The organism is Lentibacillus sp. JNUCC-1 (assembly GCF_009741735.1).
In the GTDB taxonomy this organism is placed as follows: Bacteria; Bacillota; Bacilli; order Bacillales; family Amphibacillaceae; genus Lentibacillus_B.
Genome location: NZ_WHOH01000003.1, coordinates 201,865 through 216,530, shown reverse-complemented (window position 1 = coordinate 216,530; position 14,666 = coordinate 201,865). Strand labels below are relative to the sequence as shown.

At 43.2% G+C, this 14,666-nt stretch carries 19 protein-coding genes and 1 riboswitch; of the genes, 9 read left to right on the top strand and 10 right to left on the bottom strand.

Annotated features, from left to right (window positions below):
• Positions 1-71: 71 nt before the first annotated feature.
• Entirely contained in the window at positions 72-203 is a 132-nt protein-coding gene (locus JNUCC1_RS19055) for a hypothetical protein (RefSeq protein ID WP_269448170.1), read from the bottom strand.
• A 184-nt stretch (positions 204-387) separates the two neighbouring features.
• Between JNUCC1_RS19055 and JNUCC1_RS11450 the strand changes: the two genes are divergently transcribed.
• Positions 388-729 carry a cupin domain-containing protein gene (locus JNUCC1_RS11450; protein WP_156645638.1) on the top strand — a complete coding sequence of 114 codons (342 nt, stop codon included), beginning with the start codon at positions 388-390 and terminating at the stop codon, positions 727-729.
• Positions 730-777: 48 nt separating this feature from the next.
• Here JNUCC1_RS11450 and JNUCC1_RS11445 read toward each other — a convergent pair whose 3' ends face one another.
• The 3 genes from JNUCC1_RS11445 to JNUCC1_RS11435 all read right to left on the bottom strand — a co-directional run bounded on the left by JNUCC1_RS11445 (position 778) and on the right by JNUCC1_RS11435 (position 2,663).
• Complete coding sequence (locus JNUCC1_RS11445; RefSeq protein WP_156645637.1) at positions 778-1,269, bottom strand: QueT transporter family protein; 492 nt, start codon at positions 1,267-1,269, stop codon at positions 778-780.
• A 6-nt stretch (positions 1,270-1,275) separates the two neighbouring features.
• A riboswitch (PreQ1 riboswitch) is annotated at positions 1,276-1,320 on the bottom strand.
• 57 nt (positions 1,321-1,377) lie between these two features.
• Positions 1,378-1,818: an OsmC family protein gene (locus JNUCC1_RS11440; RefSeq protein WP_156645636.1), complete on the bottom strand. Its 441-nt coding sequence runs from the start codon at positions 1,816-1,818 to the stop codon at positions 1,378-1,380.
• A gap of 41 nt (positions 1,819-1,859) precedes the next feature.
• A complete protein-coding gene (locus JNUCC1_RS11435; protein ID WP_156645635.1) occupies positions 1,860-2,663 on the bottom strand; it encodes a histidinol-phosphatase HisJ family protein in 804 nt (267 codons plus the stop codon).
• Between the two features lie 105 nt (positions 2,664-2,768).
• Between JNUCC1_RS11435 and hisZ the strand changes: the two genes are divergently transcribed.
• The 8 genes from hisZ to hisC are packed head-to-tail and all read left to right on the top strand — an operon-like array spanning position 2,769 to position 9,699.
• On the top strand, positions 2,769-4,013 hold the full coding sequence (gene hisZ, locus JNUCC1_RS11430; protein WP_156645634.1) for an ATP phosphoribosyltransferase regulatory subunit: 1,245 nt from the start codon (positions 2,769-2,771) through the stop codon (positions 4,011-4,013).
• A complete protein-coding gene (gene hisG / locus JNUCC1_RS11425) occupies positions 4,014-4,640 on the top strand; it encodes an ATP phosphoribosyltransferase (RefSeq protein ID WP_156645633.1) in 627 nt (208 codons plus the stop codon).
• 6 nt (positions 4,641-4,646) lie between these two features.
• Entirely contained in the window at positions 4,647-5,948 is a 1,302-nt protein-coding gene (gene hisD / locus JNUCC1_RS11420) for a histidinol dehydrogenase (protein ID WP_156645632.1), read from the top strand.
• A complete protein-coding gene (hisB, locus tag JNUCC1_RS11415) occupies positions 5,923-6,507 on the top strand; it encodes an imidazoleglycerol-phosphate dehydratase HisB (protein ID WP_156645631.1) in 585 nt (194 codons plus the stop codon). Before hisD ends, hisB begins: the two co-directional genes overlap by 26 nt.
• A 24-nt stretch (positions 6,508-6,531) precedes the next feature.
• Positions 6,532-7,239, top strand: coding sequence for a 1-(5-phosphoribosyl)-5-[(5-phosphoribosylamino)methylideneamino]imidazole-4-carboxamide isomerase (gene hisA, locus JNUCC1_RS11410; RefSeq protein WP_156645630.1), 708 nt, complete (start codon positions 6,532-6,534; stop codon positions 7,237-7,239).
• A gap of 3 nt (positions 7,240-7,242) precedes the next feature.
• On the top strand, positions 7,243-8,010 hold the full coding sequence (hisF, locus tag JNUCC1_RS11405) for an imidazole glycerol phosphate synthase subunit HisF (protein WP_156645629.1): 768 nt from the start codon (positions 7,243-7,245) through the stop codon (positions 8,008-8,010).
• The gene (gene hisIE, locus JNUCC1_RS11400; RefSeq protein ID WP_156645628.1) at positions 8,007-8,642 is read left to right on the top strand and encodes a bifunctional phosphoribosyl-AMP cyclohydrolase/phosphoribosyl-ATP diphosphatase HisIE; all 636 of its coding nucleotides are present in this window, start codon (positions 8,007-8,009) and stop codon (positions 8,640-8,642) included. Before hisF ends, hisIE begins: the two co-directional genes overlap by 4 nt.
• Positions 8,635-9,699: a histidinol-phosphate transaminase gene (gene hisC, locus JNUCC1_RS11395; RefSeq protein WP_331713762.1), complete on the top strand. Its 1,065-nt coding sequence runs from the start codon at positions 8,635-8,637 to the stop codon at positions 9,697-9,699. The genes hisIE and hisC overlap by 8 nt, the downstream gene beginning before the upstream one ends.
• A 56-nt stretch (positions 9,700-9,755) precedes the next feature.
• On the opposite strand, the gene JNUCC1_RS11390 is transcribed toward hisC, so the two are convergent.
• From JNUCC1_RS11390 to rlmD, 6 genes are all read right to left on the bottom strand, one after another.
• Positions 9,756-10,436, bottom strand: coding sequence for an SDR family NAD(P)-dependent oxidoreductase (locus tag JNUCC1_RS11390; protein ID WP_156645627.1), 681 nt, complete (start codon positions 10,434-10,436; stop codon positions 9,756-9,758).
• A gap of 116 nt (positions 10,437-10,552) precedes the next feature.
• The gene (locus JNUCC1_RS11385) at positions 10,553-10,948 is read right to left on the bottom strand and encodes a type II toxin-antitoxin system death-on-curing family toxin (RefSeq protein ID WP_156645626.1); all 396 of its coding nucleotides are present in this window, start codon (positions 10,946-10,948) and stop codon (positions 10,553-10,555) included.
• On the bottom strand, positions 10,945-11,187 hold the full coding sequence (locus JNUCC1_RS11380) for an AbrB/MazE/SpoVT family DNA-binding domain-containing protein (RefSeq protein WP_156645625.1): 243 nt from the start codon (positions 11,185-11,187) through the stop codon (positions 10,945-10,947). Before JNUCC1_RS11380 ends, JNUCC1_RS11385 begins: the two co-directional genes overlap by 4 nt.
• Positions 11,188-11,270: 83 nt before the next feature.
• The gene (locus JNUCC1_RS11375; RefSeq protein ID WP_156645624.1) at positions 11,271-12,005 is read right to left on the bottom strand and encodes a DUF1385 domain-containing protein; all 735 of its coding nucleotides are present in this window, start codon (positions 12,003-12,005) and stop codon (positions 11,271-11,273) included.
• A 226-nt stretch (positions 12,006-12,231) separates the two neighbouring features.
• On the bottom strand, positions 12,232-13,188 hold the full coding sequence (locus JNUCC1_RS11370; RefSeq protein WP_156645623.1) for a tRNA dihydrouridine synthase: 957 nt from the start codon (positions 13,186-13,188) through the stop codon (positions 12,232-12,234).
• 41 nt (positions 13,189-13,229) lie between these two features.
• Positions 13,230-14,606 carry a 23S rRNA (uracil(1939)-C(5))-methyltransferase RlmD gene (gene rlmD / locus JNUCC1_RS11365; RefSeq protein ID WP_156645622.1) on the bottom strand — a complete coding sequence of 459 codons (1,377 nt, stop codon included), beginning with the start codon at positions 14,604-14,606 and terminating at the stop codon, positions 13,230-13,232.
• Between the last annotated feature and the right edge of the window lie 60 nt (positions 14,607-14,666).

Genomic DNA, 14,666 nt, shown 5'->3' with positions numbered 1-14,666 from the left:
TCACCTGTCCTCTCAGCATATTTAAATTCCACTCATATACATATGTTTGAGAAACGGTGTTAATGACTTACTTATTGAATAACTTCATGAATATCTTCTGTGAAGGAAATCCAGCCTGATTCATAAATGAGATTGTACGCCATCGCCACCCATGTAAAAGTCGGTTTCAGGATTGCTGCGCGCGATCTCTTCCATTTTCTCAAACATTGTTGGATCCGCCTCAAAAGGCTGCCTGGTTGAAGCCGACAGAAGAACATTTTTGGGTGTTTTCGTTCTACCAAAATTTTATCGAGTAAGAGATCACAACCAATGGATCGCGTATACTAGGAGACGTGAATACCAATACCCTTAAACGGGTACACCATTTTAAAGAAGGAGGAATCACAGATGAAGCAAGAAAATATTCAACAGTATATGGAATACAATGATGACCGTTTTACTAAGCGTGTCATCTACAAAGAGAACAAAGACACTGTTTTCGTTTTGAACTTTAAGCCCGGCCAAAAGCTTCCAGAACATAAACATCCTGGCTCTAATGTTCATTTGCACGTCATTGAAGGCGAAGGAGAATTTACCTTTGATGGCAGCATTACGCCCGCTGTCCAAGGTGACGTCTTTTTTGTGAACGGTGACGAGAACCTGTCATTTTCAAATAACAGTCTTACCAACACAAGCATCCATGTAATTTTAAGTAAAACACCAGATGATTCATACGCTCAAGACGTTTAAACTGTTATAAAAAACCCAGTCCAGGTATTGTCCTGAACTGGGTTTTTATTAACGCCTTTCCATAAGCTGATTAAAATTTAATTTTTTATTCAAAGCATACATGACCGGAATACCGATCGCCATAATGCCAAATTCGCCTACAGCTGTTGTCAGCCATGTTAAAAGAAACGGTAAATCAGCTGCCAGATAAAGCTGAAAAGCAATGATAAACATATTAAACGTAAAGACAAGTGTGTTAATCACAAGCAGTGTCAGTTTATGTTTAATAAAATAGGCAAAAAAGATAACAATTCCAAGCGATAGAGCCGAATGTGCCACTCCAAATACCAGGTCATATACCCCAGTTGGCGAGAATAGGTTCGTCAAAAGAACACCTAATATAATGCCGAAAAAGTATTTTTTGTTGAAAACGATGAGATGGTTAAACATCTCAGGTATACGAAACTGAATGTTCGAGAAGGCAATCGGTGCCGCAATTAAGGATAAAGCGACATAAGCAGCCGCTACCAATGCATTGATAGCCAAAGTTTTGATATTCAAGTGTTTCACTCCCTAGTTTTTTATCGTGGGATGGTTTCGAACCACGGTTTGGATCGTGTACCAAACGATTTCATTATATATGAAAACGTGAAAAAAGCAATAGGCTCTCTATCGAATTGTCGGTGATACGGACACATCCACATTCCCTCTTACAGCTCGAGAGATCATGCAATTGGCTTCTGCTTTTTCAATAAGAGTATTTAGTTTTACATAATCTTGTTCCCCAGCTGCACTGGTCAAAGCAATGACAGGCTTGTGAATGATCTGTTTATATGTGATGACACCTTTTGTCACGTCGACAATTCCCTCTGACTGCAATTCCATTTCCTGAAGGGGCAAATCAGCGCGTTCAATCATGGCAGCCAAAGTAATGATATAACAGGTGGCCGCTGCGCCAAGCAACATTTCATCAGGATTGGTTCCGACTCCAGGCCCGTCCATTTCAGGTGGTATGGATATTTGCGTCTGCAAATGCCCTGCCGCAATTCTCCCCACACTGTTTCGGCCACCCGGCCAATCTGCTTTCAAACGAAAAGTATGTTCCGCCATACCATCACCTTCCTATTAAATTTCTCAAAATAAGCATAGGTTCAACGCTGTATTAACTTTTCAATCGTATGAAATTCAGGCTCACCACCATCAAAAGATGCAACAAAACGAAATCCGATATCCCTTAACAAAATAAGGGCGTTCTGAAAATCATACCCCAAGTTTTTCTCGGTATGCGCATCCGAACCAAGTGTAATGATCTCGCCTCCACTATCCTTATATAATTGTAAAATATCGCAGCTCGGCATGCCACTGTTAAGCCCATAACGTGTGCCCGATGTATTTAATTCAATTCCTTTTCCATCAGCAATAATCTCTTTAAAAATATCACGAATGACAGGCTGAAACGACTTTTCACTTGGCCGTTCCGAATAGCGCTTAATCAAGTCCACATGACCGAGTACATTGAAACCTTTAAAACGCCGGACACAATCCAGCAGTTCTTCATAATACACCTCATGTGCTTCTTCTATTGTTTTCCCCTTAAAAAAAGCCTTCGAATGCAGATCTTGCCGAGCCACTGTGTGCATGGAACATATGACAAAATCAAAGACCTCCTCTTCCATTAACGTTTCATATCGTTCCAGCAGATGAGGTTGGACACCAATTTCTATTCCCTTTTTTACTTTTATCCTGCCGTCATACATATTTTGAAAGTGCCGGATCGTCTGATCATAGTGTTTCAAATCGAATTCAAATACGATGGATGGATCCGGATACTCATAATCAATGTGCTCGGTGAAGCATATTTCTGTGAGTCCTTTTTCAATAGCAGCTTGAATCACCGCTTCCATCGGTGCTTCGCAATCAGCCGAAAAATGACTGTGTATGTGATAATCTAACATAATAAAACCTCCTGATGTGTTGACATGAATCAATATGGCTATTATACTACTATAAAACTTCACCTAATTAAAGTGATAAAGTAATAAAGTGAAAGGAGGCGTCCTATGCAGCCCTACTTATTTGACAACACACGTGAAACAGAATCGATCGAATTCCAAGCTTATTATGGTCTGATCTCCAAACTGAAACATCGTTTTCAAACATATGGCTACAAGCAGGTACGCACGTCAACATTTGAAAACTATGATTTATACCATTCAGTAAGCGGGACGGTTAAACGAGAAAACATGGTTAAGGTTATTGATCAATCAGGAGAGGTCTTAGTGATGAGGCCAGATGTCACCATCCCTATCACCCGTATGAACGCATTATCGCTCCAAGCCGAAACACGTTTGTTTTATGTTTTGAATGTCTTTCGTCAGTATCAGGAAGCTGCGGAATTGAAAGAACGCCTGCAAGCGGGAATTGAACATTTTGGCAATGGGACTCCCGAAACGGACGCTGAAGTGATGGCCCTTGCTATTCACGCTTTAAAGGATCTTGGTTTTAAAGATTTTAAAGTTGAAATAGGCCATGCAGGATTTTTAAAAGTGGTTATGAAACAGCTTGATTTAAATCCCAATCAAAAAGACCACCTGACAACAATCATTCAATCAAAAAACCTGGCCGAGATTCAGCCCTATCTGTCTGAATTAAACATTCCAAATGACACAAGGGAGATTTTGCAGGCTATCCCGTTACTATATGGCGATCCGCAAAATGTGCTGAAACAGGTCTTGCGCCTCCCTTTAACGTCTGCCATGCAAGATAAAATACAGTATTTAAGCACCTTATACACACTTTTAGAGATATACGACGTCACGGATTCTGTTGTTTTCGATCTCGGCTTAATCAATAACATGGATTATTATTCTGACGTGATCTTTCAAGGGTTTGTCGCCGGATACGGCAAACCGATTATGATGGGAGGCCGATACGACCAGTTGGCAGAGCAGTTCGGAACAGCACTTCCAGCTGTAGGATTTGCCTTTGAAATCGATCGGCTCTTAAAAGCACTGAAACAAAATAATGCCCATATCGACCATACATCTTCAAAAACAGATATGGTCATATTCTATAGCCAAAGCCAACAGAACTCTGCTTTAAAATATGCCAGCTGCATACGAAACGCTGGGTATTCGGTGATCACCCACTTAGGTGAAAAACATGAAGGACCAGCTGATTCCAGTTCGACCACAGCTTATTTCTATCAAACTGGCAATCAATTTTACAGCAAAGAAACGATCCAGCGTTTCACCAGTGCATCAGAATTGCTGAGCCTGTTAAAAATCGCAATTGGAGATGAATAAATGGATGAAATCACACTGGCGCTTGCCAAAGGACGCACAGCAGAACATGCAATCAATTTTCTTGAACAAGCGGGGTACACTTTTCCAGATCTGCTTTCCAACAATCGAAAGTTAATCTTTTTTGACCAGGAATATACTGTTAAATTGATCCTTGTCAAAGCAGATGACGTTCCTACTTACGTTGAAAAAGGAGCTGCAGACATCGGCATAGCGGGCAAGGACCACATACTTGAAGCAGGCGCTGATATATACGAAATTCTGGATTTAAAACTCGGTGAATGTCAATTTGTTATTTCCGGAAAACCAGATACTGATCTTAACTCAAACAACAAAGTCGTCATCGCTTCAAAATATCCTGAAGTTGCTAAAAGACACTTTAAGAAACAAGGCATTCCGGCTGAGTTGATCAAACTTAACGGGTCTGTGGAGCTTGCCCCTTTAATCGGACTGTCTGATGTCATCGTCGACATTATGGAAACTGGAGCCACTTTACGAGAAAATGGCCTCGTCGTCCTGGACCAGATAGAAGCGATCAGTACACGACTCATTGTAAATAAGGCCAGTTTTACGACAAAATCAAAAGACATTCATACTTTTATAAACAACCTCAAAAGGGTGATGGAGTGAGCATATATGAGGATTATTAGTGGAAAAGAATTTGCTGAGCGGCAAAAGGTTCGTCAAACGTCGAACCAAAATGAACAATTGGATGAGTCCGTATTAACCATCATTCGTCAGGTGCAAGCAGATGGTGATCAAGCCTTATTTGCCTTAACCGAGCAATTTGATGGCGCGCGTTTGGACCAGCTCACGGTTTCAGATAAAGAGATTGAAGCAGCCTGGACCAATGTTTCGAAAGATTTTATCCATGCCCTGAAAACGGCAAGCGATCATATTAAAGCATTTCATGAAGCTCAAAAAGAAATGTCATGGTTTCTTGAACAAACACATCAAAAGTGGCTTGGCCAAAAGGTAACCCCGATTGAAAAAGTCGGTGTGTATGTCCCCGGCGGAAAAGCAGCTTATCCCTCCACTGTTTTAATGAATGCTATTCCAGCGCAGATTGCCGGGGTTAAAAATCTGGTTATGACAACGCCACCTGACGAAAACGGCTCGGTCTCACCCGAAGTTCTCGTAGCTGCTGATCTCGCAGGCGTGAAAACCATTTACAAGTTGGGCGGGGCCCAGGCAATTGCAGCCTTAGCTTATGGGACCGAAAGTGTTGAAAAGGTTTATAAAATTGTCGGCCCGGGCAATGCGTATGTCGCTCGTGCCAAGAAGTGGGTGTATGGAGATGTTGCCATCGATATGATTGCCGGGCCGAGTGAAATTTGTATTGTTGCTGAACCATCAGCCCCGCCAGCTTTTGTCGCCGCCGATCTCCTATCACAGGCAGAACACGATGAAGACGCCGCAGCGATCTGCATCACAACATCTCTCGCAACGGCAGAAGCGATTCAAAAAGAAATTTTAAAACAAACCGCACAACTGGAGCGGCAAGCGATTATCGAAACGTCACTTGAGCGTCACGGGGCAATCATAATCGCCGACAATATGGATGAGGCTATTAATATCGTAAATGACCTGGCCCCCGAACATTTGCAGCTCATGATCGATGACCCTCATAAATATACAGAAGCCGTAGAACATGCAGGGGCGATATTTCTTGGAAACTATTCTCCTGAGGCTTTAGGAGATTACTTTGCAGGCCCCAATCATACATTGCCAACATCAGGGACAGCTAAATTTTCTTCCCCACTCGGGGTGTATGATTTTGTGAAAAAATCGAGCATCATTCAATATAGCGAAACCGCCTTGCTTCAGGCCGCAGACATGATTACCACGTTGGCCCGTTCTGAGCAGCTGACCGCTCATGCCAATGCCATTCAAATCAGAAAGGATGAACGTTTTGAGACAAGCAAAGAAAAGTCGTAACACCTCAGAAACAGCTATACGATTGAACTGGGCAATTGACGGTGAAGGCAAAGCTGACATAAACTCTGGCGTTGGTTTTTTTGACCATATGCTCATTCTTATGACCAAGCATGGATTATTTGATCTGTCCCTTTTTTGCGAAGGCGATCTTGAAGTCGACCAGCATCATACCGTTGAGGATATTGGGATCCTTCTAGGACAAGCATTTGCAGAAGCCTTAGGGGATAAAAACGGCATTACCAGGTATGCCAGTGTTACGACTCCAATGGATGAAGCCCTTTCCACGGTATCCCTTGATATAAGCGGACGCCCTTACCTTGTCTATCATGTCGATGGTTTAAAAGATAAAGCCGGCCAATTTGACACAGAATTGGTGGAAGAATTTTTCCGCGGATTTACAAGCCATGCGAAGGTCACACTCCACATCACCCTCTCCTATGGCCATAACACCCATCACATGATCGAATCAATTTTTAAGGGATTTGGTCGAGCACTTGATGAAGCAACCAGTATCAAAGGTCGTATTGAAGGTATCCCAAGTACAAAAGGGATGATCTGAAACACATTAAAAAGGGATGATTCTATGATATTATTTCCAGCGATTGATATACGAAACGGCAAATGCGTTCGCTTGATTCAAGGTGATTATAACCAAGAAAGAATATATAGTGACTCACCCGTTGAAATGGCAAAAACATGGGAACGTGAAAATGCTGCGTATCTCCATATTGTTGACTTAGATGGGGCGAAAAACGCGCAAGCTGTCAACGAAAACCTGATTACAGACATTGCTAAACAAATCTCGATTCCAATCCAGGTCGGAGGCGGTATTCGCACACAAGCCCAGATAAATGCGTATATAAATGCCGGCGTTGACCGCGTTATTCTAGGAACTGCCGCGCTTCAGGATGATCACCTGTTAAAAACAGCAGGCGACAGATACGGGGCACGTATCGCCGTCTCAATTGATGCACGCAATGGTTATATGGCAACAGAAGGCTGGACGGAAACAAGTGATGTCCGCGCTTTGGACTTTGTCAAGAAGCTGCGAGACCTTGGCGTTCAAACCGTCATATATACAGACATATCCAAGGACGGGATGCTGGAAGGTCCCAATCTCACAGAACTCGAAGCCATCCAAAGCACAGTCGACGTTGACATAATCGCCTCGGGGGGCGTTACAACTGAAGACGATATACGCGCCTTGCGTCAAATGGGTTTATACGGGGCAATTGTCGGGAGAGCGCTTTACGATGGCACCACGACACTCAAAAAATTATTGGAGGTATAACCTATGGCAGTTAAACGGATTATCCCGTGTCTTGACGTAGACAATGGAAGGGTTGTAAAAGGAAAAAAGTTCCTAGATATTACGGATGTGGCAGACCCCGTGTCATCAGCCAAACGGTATAATGATGCAGGAGCAGATGAATTGGTTTTTTATGATATTACCGCTTCGACCGATTCCCGGCCAACTTTTCTGAGTGTTGCACAACAAATCGCTGCGGTCATCACAATCCCGTTTACTATCGGTGGTGGCATCCGCTCTTTAAATAATATTCAAGAAGCGCTTGATGCAGGCGCTGATAAAGTATCCATCAACAGTGCTGCTGTAGGAAATCCTTCTTTGATCAAAGAAGCAGCTGAACGATTTGGATCTCAGCGGGTCGTCCTTTCAATTGATGCCAAAAAAATGAAGGAAGGCCAGTGGGACGTTTATATTAACGGCGGTCAGGAGCCAGCTGGAATGGATGTTATCGAGTGGGCCAAAAAAGGTGAAGCCCTTGGAGCGGGTGAGATTGTCTTAAATGCCATTAATGAGGATGGTGCTAAAAATGGTTATGATCTAGAATTGATTGAAGCCACCGCCGCCAGTGTCAGCATTCCCATCATCGCGAGTGGAGGAGCCGGTACAATTGACCATTTTGTCGAAGTGCTCCAGCCTGGAAGAGCAGATGCAGCACTTGGAGCCTCTGTTTTTCACTACAATGAAATAGACATGCATGAATTAAAAACCGCGTTAACAGCAAATGGTGTAGAAATAAGGAGGCCCCTTTCATGACAATGGACGAGCTTCATTTTAATCAAAACGGCTTAATTCCTGCGATTATCCAAGACGTACAAGATGGTCGTGTGCTCACACTCGCCTATATGAATCAGGCTGCACTGGATAAAACGCTCGAAACAGGCGAAACTTGGTTGTTCAGCCGATCGAGACAGGTTCTATGGCTCAAAGGAGAGTCATCCGGTAACACGCAGTCTGTCAAACATATAAGCTATGATTGCGACAACGATGCCTTGCTTGTACAAGTTGAACGACATGGGCCAGCATGCCATACCGGAGCACATACCTGTTTTCATAAAAACTTATATACCACCGACTCTCCATCAGCAGATATCATGACGCAAATCACGCAGAACATTCGTGACCGCCGCCAAAACCCGAAAGAAGGCGCCTATACAAGCTATCTGTTTCGTGAAGGAATCGATAAAATACTGAAGAAGATCGGTGAAGAAACGAGCGAAGTCATTATTGGGGCTAAAAATGATGATCGACAAGAAGTTACTTGGGAAATCGCTGACCTGACTTATCATACACTCGTGTTAATGGAAGCGCTCGGTGTTTCCTCAAGCGACATCAAAACTGAACTCTATCGTCGCCATATCGAAAAAGAAGGTGGTCCGGGTGACTAAATACTGGAGTGAAGTGCTCAGGCGCACAGAACCCTATATCCCCGGGGAACAACCTGACCGATCCGACATATTAAAATTAAACACAAATGAAAACCCGTATCCCCCGTCACCCAAAGTGATTGAAGCAATACAGGAAACCGTACAAAACGGAATGCAATTTTATCCATCTCCAACAGTTGACCATCTGCGGGAGAAAATAGCTGCCTATCATCATTTGAACAAAGAAAACGTGTTTATTGGGAATGGTTCAGATGAAGTGCTCGCCTTTTCATTTATGGCCTTTTTTGAACCAAATCAGCCGATTATATTTCCCGAAATTTCCTATAGCTTTTATCCCGTCTATGCGAAATTATTTAATATACCTTATGAAACTGCCCCTTTAAATCCTGATTTCAGCTTGCGGCCAGATACATTCTTCAATTCAAAAGGCGGTGTTATTTTTCCAAATCCGAACGCTCCGACCAGCGTGTTTTTATCATTGCAGGATGTTGAAGCAATTTTGCAGAACAATCCTGATCAAGTTGTCATTATTGATGAAGCCTATGTTGATTTTGCAGCGGCTTCTGCTGTTTCGTTCATCAAAATGTATGATAACCTTCTAGTCGTCCAGACGATGTCCAAGTCAAGATCGCTTGCAGGCCTGCGCATAGGTTTTGCAATGGGAAATCCAGACTTGATTGAAGGGTTAATGCGTATCAAAGACTCCTTTAATTCTTATACAATTGACCGTCTGGCCATTGCAGGAGCTGAAGCCGCTATAGAGGATGTTGATTATTTCAAGACCACTACGAGCAAGATCATAGACACGCGGGAATCGTTTGCTCAAAGTTTGAAAACATTAGGGTTTGAAGTACTGCCGTCCCAAACAAACTTCCTGTTCGTACAGCATCCAACGTTCGCAGGAGCAAGATTATATGAGGAATTGAAAAAAAGGGGCATCATTGTAAGACACTTCAACAAACCGAGAACCAAAGATTACCTGCGCATCACCATTGGCACAAGCACGGATATGGCACGCTTGTTATCCGTTCTTAGTGAAATATTAAACGATGCCTAACCATGCTAAAAAAGCCAGCCAACAAGTCACATGACTTATTGGCTGGCTCTTACTATTTAAACTTCAGGCTTAATGATTTCACCGTGTTTTTCCACACCAGGAGCAGCCGCTAAGTCCACCAACACTCCGACAATATCCATCGGATCGTATTGGCCTTGCGGGTTCCCCTCTGATATCGCATTTAACGGATCAAACATATTAACCTGTACGCCTGTATCTTTTTCTTCCTCAGCCACGGTCTTCATCATTTTTTCAGCAGCGGCTTTGGTTGCCGAATAAGCACCCATACCTTCCATGAAGAAGTTAACCATACCTGAAGTGACAGAGATCAATTTACCGCTCTTGCTTTCACGCAAGATAGGCAGAAGCTCTCGAGTTGCCAGAACTTGGGTGAACAGATTCAGATCAAGCATCTTTTTCCACTGCTCAAGTGTCATCTCGTCAACCTTGCCCATCGCATTAACGCCACCGGCATTATTGACCAGAATATCCAACTTACCGTTTGTTTGTGTCTGAAGCTTTTCCACCAAGCCTTTAACACCAGCTTCATCGGCCATATCGGCAGGAATCACAATCGCGTGGTCACCAATTTCCTTTTCAACCTCACGCAATTTGTCTTCGCGTCTTCCATTTAAGACGACTGTTGCGCCTTCTTTCGCAAAGGTAATGGCTATCGCACGTCCAAGTCCTGTTCCTGCACCTGTCACCAATGCGACTTTGCCGTCTAACTTACCCAATATAAATTTCCCCTCTCTGCTTTTAAAAAGCTCTCTAAGGTAAATATTTACCACCTTTAGTGTAGCATTCTCTCATGAAAACGGTTACTTATATGCTCATGGGTGTAATGAGAACTTCATAAGGGTGAGCTATACGCCTCAATTGTAGTCACCAATTGTGTAGTCGTGTAGTGTTTATTGACAACATCCACAGTAAAATCAGCTTGTTTCTTTGGCGTTTCCATTGCAAAATCATAGCCATTATAGAAGAGAAATTGTGTGAGGGATAGAAAGGCAGTCCGCTTGTTACCATTGTGAAAAGCGTGATTTTGTGCGACTGATTCAAACAACGCGGCTGCTTTTTCAAAGATGGTGTTATACGCATCTTTACCGAAAGCGGATTGTTGAGGTCGGTGTACAGCAGAATCCAGCAAACCCGGTGAATGAATTCCGATTTGTTCGGACGGGCTGAATTTCTGGATGGTGTATTGGTTGATAGCTGCAATTTCTGTATACGTCAAATATCTCGTCATCTGTCAACGAGATCCTCTATTGTCGATTTGTGCTTCTGTGTATTCCGCTCCAGCACCTCAAAAAAGTCCTCACTTAACCCTTCTGGAAGTTTGACCTCTTTTTTCTTTGAAAGAACGATGTCACCATCTTTCACTTTCATTTGTAATTGATCCCCATAATTCATATTGGCTTCCTTGAGCAATTGCTTCGGCAAAGTGATCCCATAGCTATTGCCAATCTTAGTTATTTTTCTTTCCATTTAACTCACCTCTCGCTTGTAAGATTGTATAATTATTATAACATAAGATGTTGAATTAACTGGTGTATGTATAAAGGGAACCGTTAATCATTTTTCAATTCTGCCTTCTCAAGTCCCTGCATAGCTGCCATCGCAACAACAATGTGCTTGTCACTCGGAGGGGATGTAAAAAGTATGTATTGTGCAGTCTTGCTAATCGCCAGAATAACAGTCCATATGAATTTAGGTTCAAATCTCCAAATTTCATATCCAACCACCCAAGCTCCCAAATAAATCCATCGTGTACTGCCAAAGAACATGTGAAGGATAGCGAGTAAGAAAAGAATTGTGACAACCAGATTAGTCCCACAATGATTATGTGTTCTAGGCTGAACTCTAACTTTATCAACTGTCAGATCGGAATCCACCACATAAGCATTAGCCACCATATGTTCAGCAGCATGATATTTTGCAATAGAGGTTACTTTAAAGACCAACCCCACACCGATCACGAGGAATATTAGCACAATATAATCGTTAATCTGGATTATAATCGTCGTAATAGGGTCCCTGCTTCCCTTAAACAGAAGGGAACTTAGAATAATAAACAGGAAACCAAACAAATAGACTTTCCAGGTTGTTAGCAAGAACCGAAGCATTAGTGAGAGCGAGCGAACAAAAGGAATACCATCAATGATACTGGTTAGTTTGTTTTCATATTTCTTGATCTTTTTTTTCTTAGTTACAACCTGTCCTTTTTTCAATCTAGAAATCACATAATAATTGTCTCCAGCAAAACTCACAGAATTAAGACCAGCCCTGCCACCGCGAATGTTCATCCCCCTGCTCCTTCACCGTTTTTTAACGCATGATGATTACATTATTTTCACAATAATACAATATCACACCCCTCATATTTAAACCAACTAAAACCCCAGCTTCCTCTTAAGAGAAAACCGGGGTCGATATGGTGCCTGTCACTTCCCGAACTATGTCGAATCCTGTCGAGAGTGTTTTATTGTTAAGTGTATGTTCTTTAATTTAGGGTCGTGAATGATATGACTTTTATTCAAAGCTGTCGAGCAACTCACGCACTTCATCTGTAGACTCAGTATCCATCAACTGGTTCCTCAGTTCGCTTGCGCCACGAAATCCACGCACATAAATCTTAAAAAAGCGGCGTAAAGGCTTGAACGGACGTGGTTCTAATTCGGAATACTGGTCGTGGAGGTCAAGCTGCAGCCTTAAAAGACCCAGGAGTTCATCACTGCTGTGCTCTTTCGGTTCTCTTTCAAAGGCAAATGGATTTTTAAAAATCCCCCGGCCAATCATCACGCCGTCGACGCCGTACTGATTCACAAGCTCTAAGCCGGTTTGACGGTCAGGGATATCTCCATTGATTGTAAGCAGCGTGTCAGGCGCGACTTCATCACGCAACTTTTTAATCTCAGGAATCAGCTCCCAATGTGCTTCATAATTACTCATTTCTTTTCGGGTACGCAGATGGATGGACAGGTTGGCGATGTCTTGTTTGAATAAGTGTGTCAGCCAATCCCGCCATTCATCCAAACTTGTATAACCAAGGCGTGTCTTCACACTAACGGGCAGGCCACCAGCTTTTGCTGCCTGGATAATCTCTGCAGCGACATCCGGGCGCCGGATCAGACCACTGCCCTTCCCCTTAGTAGCAACGTTTGGCACAGGGCACCCCATATTGATATCCAGTCCTTTAAACCCTTGCTCTGCCATACCAATGCTCATTTCACGGAAGTGTTCGGGCTTGTCTCCCCAAATATGAGCAACCATGGGCTGCTCATCCTCAGTGAAGGTCAGACGACCACGCACACTGAAGATCCCTTCCGGATGGCAGAAACTCTCTGTATTTGTAAACTCCGTAAAAAACACATCAGGCCGCGCTGCCGCACTTACCACATGACGGAAAACCACATGTGTCACATCCTCCATCGGCGCCAACACAAAAAACGGCCGCGGCAAATCAGCCCAAAAATTATTCTTTTCCATAAGGTGCCTGTCACCCCCGAATGATGTCGAACTATCTTTTGTTATTTTATCTCAAGTTTTGTTACACATTCAATGTGCATGCTCTGTGGGAACATGTCCACCGGCTGTACTTCTTTGGTTTCATAGCCGCCATCCTCTAGTATTCGCAGGTCTCTTGCCAATGTTGATGGGTTGCAGGATACGTAGACGATACGTTTCGGTTTCATGGTAGTCATAGCCTCGAGCAATGCTTCGTCACAGCCTTTGCGAGGCGGATCCACGACAATTACATCCGGTTTCAAACCTTGTGCCTGCCACCAAGGCATCACTTTTTCTGCTTCGCCCACGTAAAATTCTGCGTTATCAATGTGATTCAGGTGTGCGTTTTTCTTGGCATCACTGATAGCTTCGGAAACGACATCAACACCGTAAACTTTTTTGGCAGACTGAGCCAGAAACAATGCAATGGTACCGATCCCGCAGTAGGCGTCGATCACGATATCCTTATGCCCGACCTGAGCGTACTCCAGTGCTTTGTCGTATAAATTTTTCGTCTGAGTAGGATTGACTTGATAAAATGACTTGGCGGAAATGGCAAACCGGATGTCGCCAATCGTATCATAAATATATTCCTCGCCCCAGATGACATGCGTCTTTTTGCCCATAATCACATTCGTTCGCTTGTTGTTGATGTTATGAGCAATCGATTTGACATGAGGATAGGTTTCAGTCAATTCCTTGATGAGCTTATCCTGGTGAGGCAACTTTTCCGTACGGGTAATTAAAACGATCATTGTTTCGCTTGTGGCCTGCCCGGTTCGCACCATAATATGCCGCAGTACACCACGATCTGTCTTTTCATCGTAAGCAGAAATACCGAGACTGTCAGCAATGCGTCTAACCGCTTCAATCATCCGATCATTTACCTCGTCCTGGACAACACAAGTATCCATATCGGTAATGATATCGTGGCTGCGCATGCGGTAAAACCCAGTGATGAGCTCATCCTCATGTTCTCCCACCGGAATCGCGACCTTATTGCGATAGCGCCACGGATCTTCCATGCCGATAACCGGGTGAACGGGCACATGTTCAAGGTGAGCGATCTTTTTCATGACATTTTTAACCTGATTATGCTTCATGTCGAGCTGCATCGGATAGCTCATATGCTGAATTTGACAGCCACCGCATTTGTAAAACACATTGCAAGGTGGTTCTACCCGGTCAGGACTTGCTTCCAGAACGTCAAGCAGCTTGCCAAAACCAAAATTTTTCTTAACTTTGACGACGTGCACATTTACTTTTTCACCTGGAAGGGCGTACGGGATAAACAATGGATAGCCATCAATTTTGCCAACGCCGTTTCCTTCATGGGTCAGGTCTTCTATATTAAGGGTCAGTCGGTCATTTTTTTGAACAGGTGTGGTCTGTTTAGCCATTGGAAACTCCTTTTAGATATGCTGTCATACGTGTATGATGTATATCTTATCATATCTCAT

What these genes read in the sequence shown, in the direction of transcription:
- JNUCC1_RS11450 (WP_156645638.1), top strand. Translation starts at nt 388, where the DNA reads ATGAAGCAAGAAAATATTCAACAGTATATGGAATACAATGATGACCGT.
- JNUCC1_RS11440 (WP_156645636.1), bottom strand. Translation starts at nt 1,818, where the DNA reads ATGGCGGAACATACTTTTCGTTTGAAAGCAGATTGGCCGGGTGGCCGA.
- JNUCC1_RS11435 (WP_156645635.1), bottom strand. Translation starts at nt 2,663, where the DNA reads ATGTTAGATTATCACATACACAGTCATTTTTCGGCTGATTGCGAAGCA.
- hisZ (WP_156645634.1), top strand. Translation starts at nt 2,769, where the DNA reads ATGCAGCCCTACTTATTTGACAACACACGTGAAACAGAATCGATCGAA.
- hisG (WP_156645633.1), top strand. Translation starts at nt 4,014, where the DNA reads ATGGATGAAATCACACTGGCGCTTGCCAAAGGACGCACAGCAGAACAT.
- hisD (WP_156645632.1), top strand. Translation starts at nt 4,647, where the DNA reads ATGAGGATTATTAGTGGAAAAGAATTTGCTGAGCGGCAAAAGGTTCGT.
- hisA (WP_156645630.1), top strand. Translation starts at nt 6,532, where the DNA reads ATGATATTATTTCCAGCGATTGATATACGAAACGGCAAATGCGTTCGC.
- hisF (WP_156645629.1), top strand. Translation starts at nt 7,243, where the DNA reads ATGGCAGTTAAACGGATTATCCCGTGTCTTGACGTAGACAATGGAAGG.
- hisIE (WP_156645628.1), top strand. Translation starts at nt 8,007, where the DNA reads ATGACAATGGACGAGCTTCATTTTAATCAAAACGGCTTAATTCCTGCG.
- JNUCC1_RS11385 (WP_156645626.1), bottom strand. Translation starts at nt 10,948, where the DNA reads ATGACGAGATATTTGACGTATACAGAAATTGCAGCTATCAACCAATAC.
- JNUCC1_RS11380 (WP_156645625.1), bottom strand. Translation starts at nt 11,187, where the DNA reads ATGGAAAGAAAAATAACTAAGATTGGCAATAGCTATGGGATCACTTTG.
- JNUCC1_RS11375 (WP_156645624.1), bottom strand. Translation starts at nt 12,005, where the DNA reads ATGAACATTCGCGGTGGCAGGGCTGGTCTTAATTCTGTGAGTTTTGCT.
- JNUCC1_RS11370 (WP_156645623.1), bottom strand. Translation starts at nt 13,188, where the DNA reads ATGGAAAAGAATAATTTTTGGGCTGATTTGCCGCGGCCGTTTTTTGTG.
- rlmD (WP_156645622.1), bottom strand. Translation starts at nt 14,606, where the DNA reads ATGGCTAAACAGACCACACCTGTTCAAAAAAATGACCGACTGACCCTT.